We start from the raw sequence: 17918 nt of genomic DNA on the forward strand, positions 1-17918 counted from the left end.
TTGAAGCGACATTGAGCGTTTTTGCAAAAAGATTTCAAATTGTTTGAGGAAGGCAGGGCGGGTTTGTAAATTTTAGGCAAAGGCATTTGATCAATCCGCAAAAACGGTCAGGAGCGAAAAAGCCGACGCCGACCGCAGGGCTTTCTTCCTTACAAACAGCGGACGCAGTAAAAAGCTTTTTACGAGGCTATCAAATTTCACAGGAAAAATTCATGACGCAGAAAATCCGAATCATTGTTCATGGAGTGCTGGCGCTGGCCATTATTGCAGGGGGTGCGGCCGGATACCTGCTGCTCAAGTCCGTCCGTCAGGCTCCGGGAAGACAGGAGGTGCAACCCCCCCTGCCCATTGTGCGCACGGTACCGGTTTCCATCGGGGAGCTGGACATGACGCTCTCCGGCGAAGGCACGGTTCGTCCCCTGGCAGAAGTGCAGCTCGTGCCCCAGGTCAGCGGCCGTGTAGTGGAGGTTTCCCCGGATCTGGTCAACGGCGGAAGCTTTGAAAAAGGCGAGCTCATGCTGCGAATTGAAGATGCGGATTACGAGATTGCTGTCACCCAGGCCAGGGCCGGGCTGCAGGAGGCCAGGAGCAATTACCAGAGTGCGGTTGAAGACAGCGCAGCAGCGGTCAGTGAATGGCAAAACCTGCATCCCGATACCCCACCCCCGCCCCTGGTGGCCAAAAAACCTCAGCTGGAAGCCGCCCGGGCCCAGCTCGAAGCCCAGCGCGCCGGCCTTGAAAAAGCCCGTCTGGATCTTGCGCGCACCCGGATTTATGCTCCGTTTGACTGCCGTGTCAGCAGTGAACAGGTGGATGAGGGCCAGTATATTGCCCCGGGCCAGGCCCTGGCCACGGTGTATGCCACCGCAGCCGTGGAAATCGTAGTTCCCATGGAAAGCAGTGCGCTTCAGTGGTTTGACGTGCCCGGCTTTACCACTGAGCACAAACAAGGCTCCCCGGCTGCGGTCACTGCCGGTACCGCCGGGGTAAAAATCAAGAGAAACGGCCGCGTTGTCCGGGCTCAGGGGAAAATCGATGAAAACACCCGAATGGTCAGCGTGGTCATTCGCGTGGACGACCCCTTTGCCACAAACCCCCCCCTGGCCCCGGGGCAGTTTGCCGAGGTGGCCATATCCGGCCGCAACATCAGGGATGCGGCAATTATTCCACGGGCGGCCCTCCGTGATCAGGATACTGTCTGGGCGGTGGATCCAAAAGAAAACCGGCTTTATATCCGCAAAATTGATTTGGCATACCTTGATTCCCGGGGCGCTGTGGTGCGCTCCGGGCTCAATTCCGGCGAGCATGTGGCCGTGTCCGTGTTAAAGGCCGTCACCGACGGGATGAAAGTGCAAAACGTGGAAACCGGCCGAAAGGACACTCCATGAGAAACGCCATTGCCTGGTTTGCCGGCAACCATGTGGCCGCCAACCTGCTGATGCTTTTTATCCTGGTGGCCGGCGCTGTCATTGCCATGGACATCAAGCTTGAGATTTTTCCGGAAACGGAACTCGACCGGGTCAGCGTTACCGTGGCTTATCCCGGGGCCTCGCCGGCTGAAGTGGAGGAAGGCGTGGTCCGGCGCATTGAGGAAAACGTGGCCGGCATCGAGGGTATCAAACGCATCGATTCCGTGGCCCGGGAGGGCATGGGGCGGGTCACCATAGAGGTCATGACCGGCTGGGATATCAAAAAGCTGCTCGATGACGTCAAATCCGAGGTCGACCGGATCACCACGCTTCCAGATGAAGCCGAGGAGCCGGAGGTGCGGGAGCTCACCCGCCGGATCCAGGTGATCAGCGTAGCGGTTTACGGCGATATCCCCGAACTGACCCTAAAGGAGCTGGCACAGACCGTAAAAGACGATCTGACCAATCTGCCGGGCCTGACCCAGGCGGACGTGGCAGCCGTTCGGGACAATGAAATCCACGTGGAGATCTCCGAGCAGACCCTTCGCAAATACGGCCTGACCCTGGGATCCGTGGCTGACACCGTGGCGCAGGGCAGCCTGGATCTGCCAGCGGGCAGTGTTAAGGCCGAAGAAGGCGAGGTGCTGATCCGGGCCAGGGGAAGGCGCTATTATGCCGGTGAATACCGTGATATTCCGGTGATTACCCGTGCAGACGGCACACGGATCACCCTTGGGCAGATCGCGGAAATCAAGGAGGGGTTTGCGGATGTGGATATGGCCTCCCGGTTTCAGGGAAAGCCCGCGGCCATTATCAATGTCTACCGGGTGGCCGACCAGAGCGCCCTGGATGTGGCCCAAAAGGTCAGGGATTATGTGGCCCAGATCCGGCCCGGCCTGCCCCATGGCGCAGACATTGATTATTATCAGGACATGTCCACGATCTTAAAAAGCAGAATCCAGCTGCTGGGCAAAAACATGTTTTTCGGCCTGATCCTGGTCAGCCTGCTTCTGGCCCTGTTTTTAAACGTGCGCCTGGCTTTCTGGGTAACATTGGGCATTCCGATCAGTTTTGCCTTTGGCCTGATTTTTCTGCCTTATAATGATGTCTCCATTAACATGATTTCCCTGTTTGCCTTTATCATGGTACTGGGCATCGTGGTGGATGACGCCATTATCGTGGGTGAAAACGTGTTTCGAAGGCAGGAAGCGGGAATGGGCCGGCTGGCGGCGTCCGTGGAAGGCACCCTGGAAGTGGGCCGGCCCGTGATTTTTTCCGTGCTCACCACCATGGTGGCCTTTGCCCCGCTGCTCACTGCCGGGGGGACCATGGGCAATTTCATGCGAAACATTCCCATTGTGGTGATCCTGGTGTTGCTGGGCTCTCTGGTGGAATCGTTGTTGATTCTGCCCTGCCACCTGGCCAGGAGCCGGGCCTCTGGCCGGCGGCAAAAGCCCAAGCGCATGACCCGGGTGCTCAACTGGATTGTAGCAGGGCCCTATCACAGGATGGTTGAAGCCTGCATCCGTTGGCGTTATGCCACCATTGCCGCAAGCCTTGCGGTTTTGCTGCTCACATTCGGCCTGTGGTCTGCGGGCACGATCAAGTTCGTGTTTTTTCCCAAGGTGGAAGGTGACGTGCTGCAGTGCATGATCACCATGCCCGTAGGCACGCCAATGGAAAGAACCGTTGAAGTGGTGCGCCGGGTGGAGAAAACCGCAGAGGATCTGCTGGCCGAACATGACGTGGACAGGCCGGCCGATGCCCCGCCATTGCTGGATCATACCGCATCAATTATTGGTGCCCAGTTTGGCGACAGGGGGGCTGTGGGCGATTCCGGCGGACACCTGGCCCATGTGTTTGTTCAGATCCTGGAAGGTGAAAAAAGGGATATCAGCGCCCTTGTGTTAAACAATCAGTGGCGCGACCGGGTCGGCCGGATCCCGGATGCCGAATCCCTGGTTTTCAAAAGCGAGATTCACAGTGCGGGCAACCCCGTGGAAGTCCATTTGTCCCTGGAAGACCACGACCTGCTGCTGGAGGCTGCAGATGAACTCAAACGGGAATTGGAGGGGTTTTCCGGGGTTTTTGACATCACTGACAGTTTTCTGCCCGGCAAGATGGAAATGCAGCTGGCCTTAAAGCCCGAGGCCGCCAATCTGGGCTTAAGGCTCAGGGATCTGGCAAGGCAGGTCCGTCATGCCTTCTACGGGGCAGAGGCCCTGCGCTTTCAAAGAGACAGAAACGAGGTCAAGGTCCTGGTGCGCTATTCCGAGGCCCAGCGGGTGTCCCTGGACAATGTGGAGCAGATGCGCATCCGGACCCCTGCCGGCCACGAGGTGCCTTTTTCCCAGGTGGCGGCCGTCACCATGGACCAGGGCTATGCCAGCATTGAACGGGCCCAGCGCAGGCGGGTGGTCAAGGTCATGGCGGATGTCAACGAAAAAATCACCAACGCCAACGAGGTTCGCACTGACCTGGTACAGCGGTTTCTGCCCGGGCTTGAAAACCGTTATCCGGGCCTGCGCTACACCATCGAGGGCGAAGGCCAGGAACAGGCCGAAACCCTGGCGGATGTACAGAAGGGTTTTATCATTGCCCTGTTTTGCATTTACGCTCTGCTGGCCGTGCCGTTTCGCTCCTTTACCCAGCCCTTTATGGTCATGCTCGCCATTCCCTTCGGCATGGTGGGCGCAGCCATGGGCCATCTGCTTATGGGATTTGACATCAGCGTGATCAGCCTTTTCGGCATGGTGGGCTTAGCCGGGGTGGTGGTCAATGATTCCCTGGTTCTGGTGCATCGGATCAATGAATATTTTCGCACAGACGGTTTTGAGGTGCACGAGGCGGTGCTGCGTGGGGGAAAGGTGCGTTTCCGGGCCGTGATTCTCACCTCGTTGACCACTTTTGGCGGGCTTACCCCCATGCTGCTGGAAAGAAGCCTCCAGGCCCGGTTTTTGATTCCCATGGCCATCAGCCTGGGATTCGGGGTGCTTTTTGCCACCCTCGTGACCCTGATTCTGGTGCCCTGTTTTTACATGATTTTAGATGATATGCACCGGGCGGCCCACAGGCTCAGGCAAATGATGCAGCCGCCTGCCGCCGGATCTGAAGGTTGACTTCGAGTTTTGCCAGGGCCATGGCAATGGCGTCTGCCGCCGGGGCGTTTTCGGCCATCCGCTGATTGAAGTGCTCAGCCGCGGCATCTGCGTGTTCTATGCCCCCTGCCGGCACCACTGATGTGATGATGCGCTCGTGGATGATGGGATGGATAGTGTTCAAAATTTTTTCCGCCCCCTTATACCAGTCCCAGAGCAGGGGGATGGCCGCCGGGTTGCGGGCCATCTGGGCCACGGGCACGAATTTGTTTTTATCCGGCACCCGGTCAAGCACAAGGGCCAGGGCGTTTTCAATAAGCTCCGGACGGCGGAAGCATCCCAAAGCCCGCAGGCAGTTGAGCCGGTCCTGCTCGGAATCCGTACTTTCCATTCGCTCCACAACCCATGCATAGGTTTTTTCATCCCCCTGCCATGCCGCTGCCTGCATCACCCCCCGCAGAATGTCGGGATGAACCCGGCCCTGGCCCCGGAGTTTTTCAAACTCTTCGCCGGCGGTTGATATCGGCCCGGGAACCCCGAGTATGGCCGCCTGCCAGAAAAGATTGTTTCTGACCCGCAGCCTTGGGTGGGGCTCGTCTTTTTCCGGGCGGCAGCCCAGAACATCAAAGGCTTCGTGCATATACCGGGTCGCGGCAGAAGCCACGGCCTGTCCGGCGGATCCGTCAGCGGCAATCATCAGGTCGTGGAGGTGGCCCATTTTGGCGGACAGGGGCAGGGGGTCTGTGTCGGTTCCGGTTTGCTCCAGGAACTCCAGGTATGCGGGCAGATCCGTATGTCCGGCAACCGTGAGCGCAAACAGATCGTTTTCCAGGCCCCAGCGGTCAATGGCCGGCAGGGTTTTGGCCGCGGCCATGGCCGCCAGCCGTTCCAGGTTTTGGATGTCTTTATAGCGGGTGCGGTAGAATCCTGTCTGCAGATCATTGATTTTATAGGCATAAATATCCGGGTCCATTTCCATTTCCATCTCCGGGCCTTCCATTAGGGCCGTGGTCGTGCGTCCGGCCCCGGATTTGTCAAACCATCGGATAATGACGGCAACAGGCCAGGTCTGGTTTTGGGCGCCGGCTGCCGGCAGATAGGAGAACCGCTTCTGGGACAGGTGCAGGCGGCCGCTGCTTTGTTTGGCGGTAACCAGTGGATGGCCCGGCTGAAGGACCCATTGCTCCATGATTTGGCGAATGGGTTTTCCGGATGCGGATTCCATGGCCGTCCACATGTCGCTGCTGCCTGCACATCCTCCGGAATGGCCGGCAAGGTAGCGGTGCAGGCCGGCTTCAAATTCGTTTTCGTCCATGTAGCCGCGGATCTGACGCAGGATGCTGGCGCCCTTGGAATAGATGATCGGGGCGGTGGCGCTGTTGATCACCACATGGCTTCCCCCGGAGATTTCAATGGCGCTGGTCTCCCGGAGGCTGTCGCGGTTTAATGCCGTTGCGGTCTGGGATTCCACAAATTCTTCCCAGATCTGCCAGTCCGGGTAATGGGCATCCACCACCTGATATCCGTAAAACGTGGCAAAGCTTTCATTGAGCCACAAAAATTTCCAGTCCGCCGGGGTCACCAGGTTGCCGAACCACTGGTGGACGATTTCATGGGCAATGACCTCGCAGATGCGTTCTTCCCCGTCTACCGCCGTGTTGGCCGGATCCAACAGCAGCAGGTTTTCCCGGAAGGTGATCGCCCCCCAGTTTTCCATGGCCCCAAAGGCAAAGTCGGGCACTGCGATCAGATCCAGCTTGGGCAGCGGGTAGGGCGAGGCAAAGCAGGTTTCGCAGTATTTCAAAGCCTTTCTGGCAAAGGCCAGCCCGTAACGCACAGTTTCCGCCATGCCGGGCAGTACCGCGGCCCGCACCCGCCGGTCGAGCTCATCGGTGATCACGGAAAACCGGCCCATGCCGAAAAACACCAGGTAGGTGGACATCACCGGGGTGGTTTCAAAAGTCACTCGTTTCCGGCCGCCGGGCTCCGGGCTTTCAGATACAGCCGGCATGTTGGAAATGGCTGTCATTTCCCTGTCAACAACCATTTCAATGGTGAAACCCGCCTTGTAAAAGGGATGGTCCATGCAGGCAAAGGCCCGGCGGGCGTCTGACTCCTGGAACTGGGTGACCGCGATTGTTTCGCTGCCGTTTGAATGCCGGTAGGTGCTGTGATAAAATCCGGCCATCTGCGAGTTGATCCGACCGTAATAATCGATCTGGATTTCGATCTCACCGGTGATTTTCTCCGGCAGGTCGATGCGGATTTCCTCCCGGGCAGGATCAAGGCAAAACCCGCATTCGGTCTGTTTTTCCCCCTGGCGGACCCGGCAAGACCGGACAGCCAGGTCAAGGGCGTTGAGTTCAATAAGATCAACAGATTGTCGGGCCACGGCCTGCAGGGTCACCAAGGCTGAAAAATCCATGCGGTCCAGGTTCGGCTGCAGGCGAAGATGATAATGCTTCGGCGTTATTTTGGATTCCGGGTTTGTCATGGGGTTGTTTTATCCTTTTTTTTAAAGCCGCAGTCCGGCTTTGGCAGATGTTGTTTTCGCTTTTTCTGATTTTTGGAAAATTCACACGGATCGCTGCGGGAATCAAGTCTTTTTCCGTCCGGCACCTGCAAGGGACACATTTAACAAATGCCTGACACAGGATGGCGGATACGGTTTTCGCATGATGGCCGGTCCGGTGACGGATTGCTCCCTGCTGACCGCTTGCGCACTCAAATGCGACTTGCAATCCATCCCCGGCCCGCCATCATGGACCAGCGCTTTTCAAAAGCACAAAGGACGATGACCCTGTAAAAAGCTTTTTACCGCGCCCGCTGATTTTGCAGGAAGGAAGCCCTGCGGTCGGGGTCGGTTTTTTTGCTCCTGACCGTTTTCGGGATTCAACAAATGCCTTTGCTAAAATTTCAAAAACTCGGCCTTTCGGCCTCAAACAGTTTGAAATTTTTACGCTCCGGCATTTGTTGAATTTTTCCCGAAAACGCTCAATGTCGCTTCAAAAACCGACCCCCGACCTTGGACTTCCCTGGAAGTTTTTGAAACATAACTAAAAAACGCCCGGGAAACCCAAAGGGACAAGGGAGGGGTTTGGTTTTTGCGGGCAATGGGCGGAAAAATATTGGATTTGCCGGTTGCAATCGGGTAAAAGAATAACAATAATAAAAGAAGGTGGAAAATATCAGAAGCGTTTAATGATATGAGAAAGGGCAGGGACATGGGTGAGTTTGAAAAACTGAAGGAAGATTACCGGCTGTCTCCTTTGGCAGCCGAGCTGGTGATGTTGGTATTGAGTCTGCCGCCGGAACATCAGCGGGATTTGGCCGCGGAATTAAAGTCACGGAAAAATTCCGCCAGGCGCAGATTCCTGCGGCAGCCGCATGCCGAATCCGTACAGTTTTCCGCGGGCGGCAAGATTTTTGCCGGAAACATGAAAAATGTCAGCCAGGGCGGCGCTTTTGTGGAAATCCTGGAATCAGACCTCAAACGGCTTGGCCGGGGCCAGGAGGTAACCTTGTCGTTTGCCCACCCCAACAGCACCCGAAATGTCAAGTTTACCGGGGAAATCGCCCGCACCAGCCCCGATGGGGTGGGTATTCGGTTCAACGCCATGATGTAGCCGCAACCCGGAGGCTGAAATGGTCTTGCGATTTTATCGATTTTTCCATAAAAGAACGCCATGAGTTATGTGTTTGACCATCAGGATGCGGCCCGTTACGAAAAATGGCTGTCAATGGAAAAAAATCGCAGGGTCCTGGACCTTGAAACCCGTGTGATGATGGAGATGCTGCGTCCTGTGCCGGTCCGGCGCCTTTTGGATATCGGCTGCGGAACCGGCGCCAGTCTGGAGCCATTTTTAAACAAGGGCATTGAACTCACCGGCATTGACCCTTCGCCCGCCATGCTCGACTATGCCGGTCAGCGCCTTGGAAATCCGGTGGATTTGTACCAGGGTTATGCCGAAGATCTGCCGTTTGCCGACAATTCCTTTCATTATGCAATTTTGTTTCTGACCCTGGAGTTTTGCGACGATCCGGGGCGTGCCCTGGAAGAGGCCTGCCGGGTGGCCAGAGACCGCGTGTTTGTGGGTATTTTAAACCGGTATTCCGGTTACGCACTGCGTTGCCGAATGGCACGGTTGTTCAGGAACTCGGTTTATTCCCGGGCCCGGTTTTTGAGTATCAACGAGGTGCGCCGGGCCTTTTACGCCATGCTGGGCCAGGTGCCGGTGCAGTGGCGCACCGTGCTGCAGTTTCCGGTTGCCGTGTCATCCGTGCTGAACCGCTTGGAATCCTTTCGGATTCTTCAATACAGCCCGTTCGGCGGTTTTGCCGGCATTGTGGCCGATCCGATTCCCAGGTTTCAGGTTTCTCCCCTGACATTGAGATGCAAGGTCAATCAGATCGCCGCATCCAATGAACAGGTAGCCGGCTGGTCCAGGGACTGCAACGACCAAAAAATCCAAAATTGACATTTACAAACCGCGCTACCAGAATTTATAAAGAAACAATTCTACGTGGGTTTCAGGAGGAAATATGGAAGCGCTGTTATACGAACACGCAGGCGACAACAAGGTGGTCTGCAATCTGTGTCATCACCGGTGCACCATCAAGGACGGGGCCAGGGGCATTTGCAATGTCCGGGAAAATCAGGAGGGAACCCTTGTCACCCTGGTTTATGACCGGATTATTGCCAGGCACGTGGACCCGATAGAAAAAAAGCCCCTGTTTCATTTTTATCCCGGCAGCCTGGTTTACTCCATCGGCACAGTGGGCTGCAATTTCCGGTGCAAATTCTGCCAGAACGCCGATATCGCGCACATGGCCACCGATTACCAGGGCCGGATCATGGGCAAGGCCTTAAGCCCTCAACAGATTGTGGAGGAGGCCGAGCTTACGGGAAGTCGTTCCATTGCTTATACCTATACGGAACCCACGGTTTTTTTTGAGCTCGCCCTGGAAGCGGCCCGGCAGGCACGGGAAAAAAATATTGCCAGCGTGTTTGTCACCAACGGCTACATGACCCCCGAGGCCGTGGACATGATCAGTCCGTATCTGGATGCGGCCAATGTGGATTTAAAAGCTTTTACAGAGGCGTTTTATAAAAAATACTGTTCGGCCAGGCTCCAACACGTGCTCACAACCCTGAAAAAACTTCGGGAAAACGGTGTGTTTCTGGAAATCACCACTTTGCTGATTCCGGGGTTAAATGACGCAGATGCGGAGTTAAAGGATCTGGCCGGGTTTATCGCAGACGAACTCGGGACTCAGACCCCCTGGCACATCAGCCGGTTTCATCCCACGTACCGGTTGACCGACCGGCCGTCCACACCCGTGGAAACCCTTCGAAAGGCAAGGCAGATCGGCATGGATGCGGGCCTGAAATATGTCTATACCGGAAATGTTCCCGGAGAGGCTTTTGAAAATACGTTTTGCCCGCAATGCAATGCCGTGGCGATTTCCAGAAGAGGTTTTTCAGTGGTGGAAAACCGGGTGGAAAACAATCAATGTCCGGACTGCGGAGCCCGGATCCACGGGGTGGGGCTTAGCTGAATGACGTTTGCATCCCCTGGTTTGTCCTGGCAGGAAATGATTGCCCAAAGCCTTTGCAAGGCAAGGGACCTGGCCGCACATCTCAATGTCAATGAACATCTTGTCAGCCGGGTGATGGATCAATACCCGGCCCGCATCAATGCCTATGCGCTCGGGCTCATCGCCGACGGAAGCCGGGCGGTTTTCCGGCAGCTGGTGCCCGATGCCGCCGAGCTGGAAGAAACATCGCTGGCAGATGCCGACCCGCTGTGTGAGCAAAAGCAATCCCCGGTGCCGGGCATTGTCCACCGGTATCCGGATCGGGTATTGTTTCTGGTTTCGGGCCAATGCGCCGTATACTGCCGGCATTGCATGCGCAAGCGCGAGGTTGGCGGCCGGGATCCGGTCAGCCCGGAGACCATAGAGGCGGGGATAGACTATATCGCCCGCACACCCGGGGTAAAGGAAGTGATCCTTTCGGGCGGCGATCCGCTGATGCTCGAAGATGACCGGCTTTTTTCCATCCTGGCGCGCATCCGCGGCATCTGTCACGTGGAATGCCTCCGGATTCATACACGCATGCCCGGGATGCTTCCCCGGCGCATCACTCCGGATTTCGCCCGGGGGCTTGCCCGGTTTCATCCCCTTTTTGTCAATATCCAGTTCAATCATCCCGATGAACTCACCCCGGCCGCCCGGAGCGCATGCGCGCTGATGGCCGATGCCGGTATTCCTCTGGGATCGCAGACCGTGCTGCTGGCCGGTGTCAATGATTCACCCGCGGTCATGACCGAACTGATGCGCAAACTGCTCACCGCCCGGGTGCGCCCATATTATCTGCACCATCCGGATCCCATCCGGGGCACAGCCCACTTCCGGGTGCCTGCGAAAACCGGACTTGCCGTTATCGAGGCCCTGCGCGGGCGCATCGGCGGCATGGGCATTCCTCACTACATGATCGATCTGCCCGGCGGCGGGGGAAAGGTGCCGCTTTTGCCCGAGCATGTGATCCAGCGCTCGGAAAAAGAGTTGATCGTGTATAACTTTGAAAAAAAAATTTACACTTATCCCCTTTAACCATCCCGGAGAAAGCATGACCCTTGAGAACAATATTTACATGGATTATTCCCTGGCCGATAAATCGCGGCTGGCCATACGAACCTTCAAGACCATCGCAGATGCAGCTCTGCTGCGGGGTTATTACCGGATGGGCGGCCGCACCGGAAGCACCCTGGAAAGTGCCCTGCGAACCCTGAGCCCGGAGATTTACGGCTCCATCAGCGATTCCCGAACCATTGAGTTAAAAGGGCTGGAATATGTTATTGACCGCCTGCCAAGGGGCATTGAGGCCTGTCACCGCATTGTGATGACAGGGCGTCAGGATGCAGCGGATGCCAGTTTTGAAAAAATTCAGCCCCTGAAACGGCGGCGGATATCATTTCGCATCAGCCCAACGGAGATGAGTTTTGTCATCACCCGGGGACAAAGCGAGATTTACGACATCATGACCCACATCACGTTTCTGCATGTGGAGGCCAAAAAGGTGCAGAGCAAGATGCGCGATGACTACGGCAATATCACCACCGAGTGGCGGGAACTGGAAAAACATGTGGACTGCATTGATGATATTTGCGGAAGAGATCTGGATCAGGCATTGTGGAACCTGAGCCTGCTTTTGGGCCGGACCTTTGATGAAACCAAGGATACTTACGCAAACCTCGAGAAAAACCGCAGCCAGTCCAATTCCAACAGCGGCCTGTTTCAGATTGTCCACAGCATGGGAAAGTGCGTGGACGAGGAAGTGCAGAGTTTGGACAATGCTGTGACCGTCCATTTTCCGCCTTCATTGAGCGCCCAGATATTAAACCGCACCCATGCCCGCAACTGGGCGGCCAATATCAAAAAATGCCTTTGTGATATCGGCCTGGAAAAACGCCCCCTGCATATTATCAGCGCCAATCAGCACAGTGTGGTCAATCTTCTTTATGGGTATGCCGCTGTGGGACAAAAAGAGCAGGCTGCTGATAATCCGGATTTATACGATTGTATCCGCACCATTCGGGATCAAACAGCCAAGGTGGAAGCGTTTGCCAAAAAACACGGATGCCACATGCTGCCCGATGACAGTGGTTCCCAGATCGACTGCAGGATCATTGACGCACCTGCAATGGCCCGGTTGCCCAGGCATCCGGCCATTGCCCTGGATGCCGATGATATCGAAAAACAACAACCCGTGATCCTGGTGATGGATTATGCGTTCGGGGAACAGGCCTTTGAAATCCTTGATGAACTGCTTTATCCATGGGAACAAAACGGAGAGCAGTGCGCCCTTAATGCCAAATCGGTTTCCGTGATCGGCAAGGCCGGCATCCTGCCCGGGCAAAAGGGCGATATCATGCTGGCCACCGCCCATGTGCTTGAAGGCACCCCCCATAATTACATGATCTGCAATGATCTGACCGAGGCGGATTTTGATGATGATTCCGTACAAATCTATACCGGCCCCATCATTACCGTGCTGGGCACTTCCCTGCAGAACCGCTACGTGCTTAAAAAATTCCAGGATTCATCATGGAAGGCTGTGGGACTGGAAATGGAGGGCGGTCATTACCAGCGGGCCATTAACGCGGCCTTTATTCGGGGGCACGTGTCTTCGGATCTCAAGGTGATGTATGCCTATTATGCCTCTGACAATCCATTGAAAAGCGGGCAGACCCTGGCTTCGGGCAGTATGGGAGAAGAGGGCATCAAGCCCACCTATTTGGTCACACGCCTGATTTTAGAAAAAATCATGGGCAGGTAAAAAGCGCGGCCGTTATCCAAAACAACGATTTACGTGCAGTGTTCGCATTTGGCCGCAGCCTGCTGCTCTGCTTTGCGTTTTACCGCGATGATGCTGGGCTTGTAGCGGTCGGACTGCCTGGCTTTTTTTTCCAGTTTCACCAGCACGGCCAGGGATGCAAACAATGCGGTAAATCCCACTATTGCCGAAAATATGGAAGCATCCACCCCAAAAGTGGAAGCCGTCTGATTGCCAAGAATCGCCCCGGCCAGCAGGGCGGCAATGGGAAAGATATAAAGCAGCAGAGAAAGCTTGAGCATCCCGCCGGTGCCGAATTCGATGGTCACTGTATCGCCCACCGAGGCTTTTGCCGGGTTGAGGGCCTCGATTTCCATTTCCCGGCTTCCGCCGAAGCTGTGACACGTGCTTTTTTCCGAACACCCGTCGCAGGCCGCAGCCCGCTGGGTTTTGACAAGGGCGTTTGCCCCTTTTATCTGGGTGACCACTCCTGTTTCCCTGGCCATTTTTTAATCCTTGTAGCAGATAATTCCGCAGCGCAGGCATCGGTCTGCTTCGGCCCGGGCGTCTGTCTCCGAGTATCCCAGTTCCACTTCCGGATATTTTCCCGGAACCTCCGGGGGGTCGCAAGCGGGCATGATATGCCGGGCGGATTTTTCCACATTTTCGATGTGCGTGACGGACTGCAGTATTGAATTCGCGGAAATCACCTTTTCGGCCACCCCCAGGTCCATGTTGTACATGATTTTGTGTACAGAGGCCGCAGCCCGCCGGCCGCCGGCAATGGCCCGGATGGCCGCGCTGTAGTCGGTAATGGGATCATTTTTTGCCAGCAGACCCTTTTCCTCGCTGTAGATCGGGTTTTTGTAGGGCTGAATGCCCTCCCATTGTACTGGTGCCTTTGGATCCGGTTCAGGCACGGATTCATCCTGCTCCGGCTGCGGGGCTTTTCGGAAAATCATTTCCGGCAGACGGCCGGCATCGATGACAAGCGTTTGGGCGGATGTCACAGAGCTCTGGCCGGAGCGGGTATCTGTGTATTCAATGGATTCCAGGCGGTTTTCCAGGCCTGTGAGCCGGGTGATGGCGGCGTTGAAAACAATTTCAGCCCCGGCTTTTTCCAGATTCTGGATTTGTTCATCTGAGAGATCGGTTTTTCCCCGGGATTCATTGAATACCAGGGTGATGTTTTCCGCTCCGAGGTGCTTGCAGGTATGAACAGCTTTTTCTGCCAGGGGCGCACCGCCGGCAATGACGACATCAGCGGTGACCGGGATCTGGTACTTGTTGTCGAGTCCGGAGCGCAGCAGTTCGATTAACAGAAATACCCCGGGTATCGGCTCCTCGGCCCGGGTCGATGTTCCGCGTTCCAGGCGGCTGTCCCATCCGCCGGAAGCCAGCAGCACAGCCTCATAATCCTGTTTGAGCAAAGAGGCAAGAGTGAAGTCCCGGCCCATGGTCATGCCGGTTTTAAAGGAAACACCCAGTTCGGCGACCCCCTGGATATCCCAGTCCAGCACGGTGCGCGGCAGGCGGTAGCCGGCAATGGCGGTTCGCAAAAGCCCGCCCAGGTTATCAGATGCCTCGAAAACCGTGGGGCTGTGGCCCAGGCGTGCGGTGAAAAACGCTGCGGACAGACCCTCTACCCCGCCGCCGATCACAGCGATTTGCCGTCCGGTGCCGGGTGCGCAATAGGGCTGGGAGTGCTTCTGCTGCTCCATTTCCACATCCGCAGCATAGCGTTTCAGATAATTGATGGCCACGGGTTCGTCGATGAGGTTTCTGCGGCATGCGTCCTCACAGGGCCGCGGGCAGATGCGGCCGATAACCGTGGGAAACGGGTTTCGTTCCTTGATGATCTGAACGGCCCCGGAATAATCTCCCCCGGAGACACGCTCTATATAGCCGCTGATATTGATACCGGCCGGACACATCCGCTGACACGGGGTGGTGCAGTCGTCTGTGGTGTATTCCCGCAGAATCCTGCGGGTCACGGAGGAAAGCTTGATGATGTGCTTGGGACAAACCCGTTCACAGGTTCCGCAGCCGGTGCATTTTTCTTCATCCACCACCGGAAGACCGCGGTCGCTCATGGTGATGGCGTCAAACGGACAGGCATGCATGCAGGAACCCAGGCCCAGGCAGCCGATGTGGCATACTTTCATCCCGCCGTATAGCAGGGCCGCGGCCTGGCAGTTGCTCAATCCCTGGTAATCGTACTTGATGGCGGCCTCAGAAGGGCCGTAGGTGCAGCCGGGCAGAGCGATGTCGGGTTCCTTGGCCTCGATGGTCATGCCCAGAACCGCAGCAATGGCCTCGGCCAGGTCTGCGCCGCCGGCCACGCAGGAATCCGGCGGTGATTGGCCGGCAACAATGGCCTCGGCATTCGGGCCGCAGCCGGGATATCCGCAGCCGCCGCAATTGGCCCCCGGCAGCAGGTCGTCGACTTTTAGTACAAGGGGGTCCACATAAACGTAAAAAATTTTGGAAGCCAGGGCCAGGGAAACACCGGTTACCAGACCGAGTCCGCCCATCATCAGTATTGCATCAAACATTGCATGCTCCGATTCGTATCATGTGGTGTTGAGGCACATTGGGTTGTGTTTTCGGCCGAAAATTTTCAATCTGCACTAAGCGGCCTCTATAACATTATTCGGCCTGCAGATTCAATCTGAAATATTTTATTTTTCATATTCCGTCCCGGCTGTCAACTAGTCTGAGGGGGGATGCGGCAAATGTTGGCTTGACGGATGCGGCTGTACCATATAAGAATACGGTTTTACCGAAGATGCGCGCTGTTTTAACGCTTTTTATAATTTTCATTTCAGGCACACGGATCAGGAGACATTGAGTTGCAGGCACAGCAGCAAAAAAACGATTTCTACTGGCAGCAGGTCCGGGAGGCGGCTGCTTATGTGAAAGACTATATCGGCGTGGACGGGACCGATATTGCCATTACCACCGGAACCGGGCTTTCCGAAAGCATGGTGGACATGTCGCCGGAGGCTCAAATCCCGTATGACAGGATTCCCCACTTTCCCGCCTCTACTGTCAAAAGTCATGCCGGGCGGCTGATTTTCGGGAAGATTCACGGCAGGCGCGTTTTTATTCTCCAGGGCCGGTTTCACCTCTATGAAGGCTACAGCGCCCCAAGGGTTTGTTTTCCTGTGCGGCTTATGCAGGCCCTGGGGGTAAAGACCCTGATTGTGACCAATGCCGCAGGCGGCCTTTGTACGGATTTTTCCGCAGGCGATATCATGGCCATTTCCGATCACATCAACCTCACCGGCGAAAACCCCTTGGTGGGGCCCAATAATGAAGACTGGGGAATTCGTTTCCCTGACATGTCAGCCGTCTATGATACCGGGCTGATGAATTGCGCCATGCAGGCCGCGCAAAAATCCGGAATCCATCTGCACAAGGGGGTGTATGCGGGTTTAAAGGGCCCGTCTCTTGAAACTCCGGCCGAATTGCGGTTTTTGCGGCAAGTTGGCGCGGATGCAGTGGGATTGTCTACCGTCATGGAGGTCATTGCCGCAGTTCATTCACGGATGCGCATATGCGGGTTTTCCATGATCACCAATATTGCTGATCCGGATCAGCCGGAACCCGCCAGCCTGGAGGCGATTATCCAAATAGCGCAGAACGCCGCCCCTGTCCTGGGTGAATTGCTATCCGGTATTGTCAGGGAGGCTTAGATGGTGGATTTGCAGGACAGGCCGGATCTTCTGGTTGTCAATGGCACGGTGCTGACCATGGATGAGCACGGTACCGTGATTCAAAACGGTGCCGTGGCAGTGTCCGGAGACAGCATCCGATCCGTGGGGCCGGCGGAAAAATTCAACATCAAAGGTGCGGCCCGGATTATTGACGCCAACGGCGGCATTATCATGCCCGGGCTGATCAACACGCATACCCATGCGGCCATGACTTGTTTCCGGGGCCTGGCCGATGACATGGACCTGATGACATGGCTCAATGAATATATTTTTCCCGCAGAAGCCCGGCTCAGTCATGAGCGGGTCTATACCGGCGCCATGCTGGCCTGCGCGGAGATGATGCTTTCCGGCACCACATGCTTTGCGGATATGTACCTGTTTGAAGACGCCGTGGCGCAAGCCGCTGCCCGGGCGGGCATGCGGGCGGTTGCGGGGGAGGTTCTTTATGATTTTGATTCCCCCAATTACGGATCCATTGATAAAGGGTTTGATTATACCCTGGAACTCATTGACAGATGGCGCAATGATCCGTTGATTACCATTGCCGTGGAACCCCATTCCCCCTATCTTTGCGCTCCGGACTTGCTCCGGCGGGCCGCGGCAATTTCAGAAGAACACGAAATCCCCATGATCGTGCACGTGGCGGAAACCGCCGGGGAGGCGGAGCAGATCCGCAAAACCCATGGCAAAAGTCCCGTGGCGCATCTGGCTGATATCGGGGTATTGTCACCGCGGTTTCTGGCCTGTCACTGTGTCGCCGTGTCCCAAGAAGACATTGATCTGCTCAGGGCCCATGATGTCAAGGTCTCACACAATCCGGAAAGCAACATGAAGCTGGCATCGGGCATTGCGCCGGTGCCGGCCATGCAGGCTGCCGGCCTCTGTGTTGCACTGGGAACAGACGGGCCCACCAGCAACAACAACCTGGACATGTTCATGGAAATGGATGCTGCTGCCAAGATACACAAGGTCAGCCAGATGGATCCAACGGTGATGGATGCCGGTACTGTTTTGCGCATGGCCACCATTGACGCGGCCAGCGCCCTGGGACTCGGCAATGTCACCGGTTCTGTGGAGCCGGGAAAAAAAGCCGATATTATTGTTATTGATACCCATAAGCCTCATCTGACGCCCATGTACAATATTTGTTCGCACCTTGTGTATGCCGCAGGCGGGGCTGACGTGCAGCACGTGGTGATCAACGGGGTGCCTGTTGTGGACGACGGCCGGCTTGTTTCCTTTGATGCTGAAGCGGTGATGGAGCAGATGGAGCAGATCGCCGCTGAAATCCGGGGACTTCATGACTGGACGGCCAAACGCGCCAACACAGGTGCAAAAGCAGGAAAGGAGTAGA

General features: G+C 56.2%; 12 protein-coding genes. 9 read left to right on the forward strand and 3 right to left on the reverse strand.

Annotated features, from left to right (window positions below):
- Positions 1-212 precede the first annotated feature (212 nt).
- Together HNR65_RS07350 and HNR65_RS07355 are read left to right on the forward strand one after the other, a co-directional pair.
- Positions 213-1388 (forward strand): efflux RND transporter periplasmic adaptor subunit, encoded by a 1176-nt coding sequence (locus HNR65_RS07350; RefSeq protein ID WP_181550827.1) that lies wholly within the window; start codon positions 213-215, stop codon positions 1386-1388.
- Positions 1385-4528, forward strand: coding sequence for an efflux RND transporter permease subunit (locus tag HNR65_RS07355; RefSeq protein ID WP_181550828.1), 3144 nt, complete (start codon positions 1385-1387; stop codon positions 4526-4528). The genes HNR65_RS07350 and HNR65_RS07355 overlap by 4 nt, the downstream gene beginning before the upstream one ends.
- On the opposite strand, the gene HNR65_RS07360 is transcribed toward HNR65_RS07355, so the two are convergent.
- Positions 4485-7001, reverse strand: coding sequence for a M1 family metallopeptidase (locus tag HNR65_RS07360; protein WP_181550829.1), 2517 nt, complete (start codon positions 6999-7001; stop codon positions 4485-4487). The two genes, HNR65_RS07355 and HNR65_RS07360, sit on opposite strands and share 44 nt — an antisense overlap.
- A gap of 730 nt (positions 7002-7731) precedes the next feature.
- On the opposite strand from HNR65_RS07360, the gene HNR65_RS07365 reads away from it, so the two are divergent.
- From HNR65_RS07365 to HNR65_RS07385, 5 genes are all read left to right on the forward strand, one after another.
- Complete coding sequence (locus tag HNR65_RS07365) at positions 7732-8133, forward strand: PilZ domain-containing protein (RefSeq protein WP_181550830.1); 402 nt, start codon at positions 7732-7734, stop codon at positions 8131-8133.
- A gap of 60 nt (positions 8134-8193) precedes the next feature.
- Positions 8194-8985 (forward strand): class I SAM-dependent methyltransferase, encoded by a 792-nt coding sequence (locus HNR65_RS07370; protein ID WP_181550831.1) that lies wholly within the window; start codon positions 8194-8196, stop codon positions 8983-8985.
- Between the two features lie 64 nt (positions 8986-9049).
- Positions 9050-10066: an AmmeMemoRadiSam system radical SAM enzyme gene (gene amrS, locus HNR65_RS07375; protein WP_181550832.1), complete on the forward strand. Its 1017-nt coding sequence runs from the start codon at positions 9050-9052 to the stop codon at positions 10064-10066.
- A complete protein-coding gene (locus HNR65_RS07380) occupies positions 10067-11122 on the forward strand; it encodes a KamA family radical SAM protein (protein WP_181550833.1) in 1056 nt (351 codons plus the stop codon).
- 16 nt (positions 11123-11138) lie between these two features.
- Positions 11139-12848, forward strand: a complete 1710-nt coding sequence (locus tag HNR65_RS07385; protein WP_232364689.1) for a DUF6909 family protein — start codon at positions 11139-11141, stop codon at positions 12846-12848.
- Between the two features lie 29 nt (positions 12849-12877).
- Here HNR65_RS07385 and HNR65_RS07390 read toward each other — a convergent pair whose 3' ends face one another.
- Positions 12878-13351, reverse strand: a complete 474-nt coding sequence (locus HNR65_RS07390; RefSeq protein WP_181550834.1) for a SoxR reducing system RseC family protein — start codon at positions 13349-13351, stop codon at positions 12878-12880.
- Between the two features lie 3 nt (positions 13352-13354).
- Positions 13355-15400, reverse strand: a complete 2046-nt coding sequence (locus tag HNR65_RS07395) for an RnfABCDGE type electron transport complex subunit B (RefSeq protein WP_181550835.1) — start codon at positions 15398-15400, stop codon at positions 13355-13357.
- 297 nt (positions 15401-15697) lie between these two features.
- Here HNR65_RS07395 and HNR65_RS07400 point away from each other — a divergent pair, with 297 nt between their 5' ends.
- Together HNR65_RS07400 and HNR65_RS07405 are read left to right on the forward strand one after the other, a co-directional pair.
- Positions 15698-16543, forward strand: a complete 846-nt coding sequence (locus HNR65_RS07400; protein ID WP_181550836.1) for a purine-nucleoside phosphorylase — start codon at positions 15698-15700, stop codon at positions 16541-16543.
- Complete coding sequence (locus tag HNR65_RS07405) at positions 16544-17917, forward strand: amidohydrolase family protein (RefSeq protein ID WP_181550837.1); 1374 nt, start codon at positions 16544-16546, stop codon at positions 17915-17917.
- The last annotated feature ends 1 nt before the right edge of the window (position 17918 follow it).

Source organism: Desulfosalsimonas propionicica (assembly GCF_013761005.1).
Taxonomy (GTDB): domain Bacteria; phylum Desulfobacterota; class Desulfobacteria; order Desulfobacterales; family Desulfosalsimonadaceae; genus Desulfosalsimonas; species Desulfosalsimonas propionicica.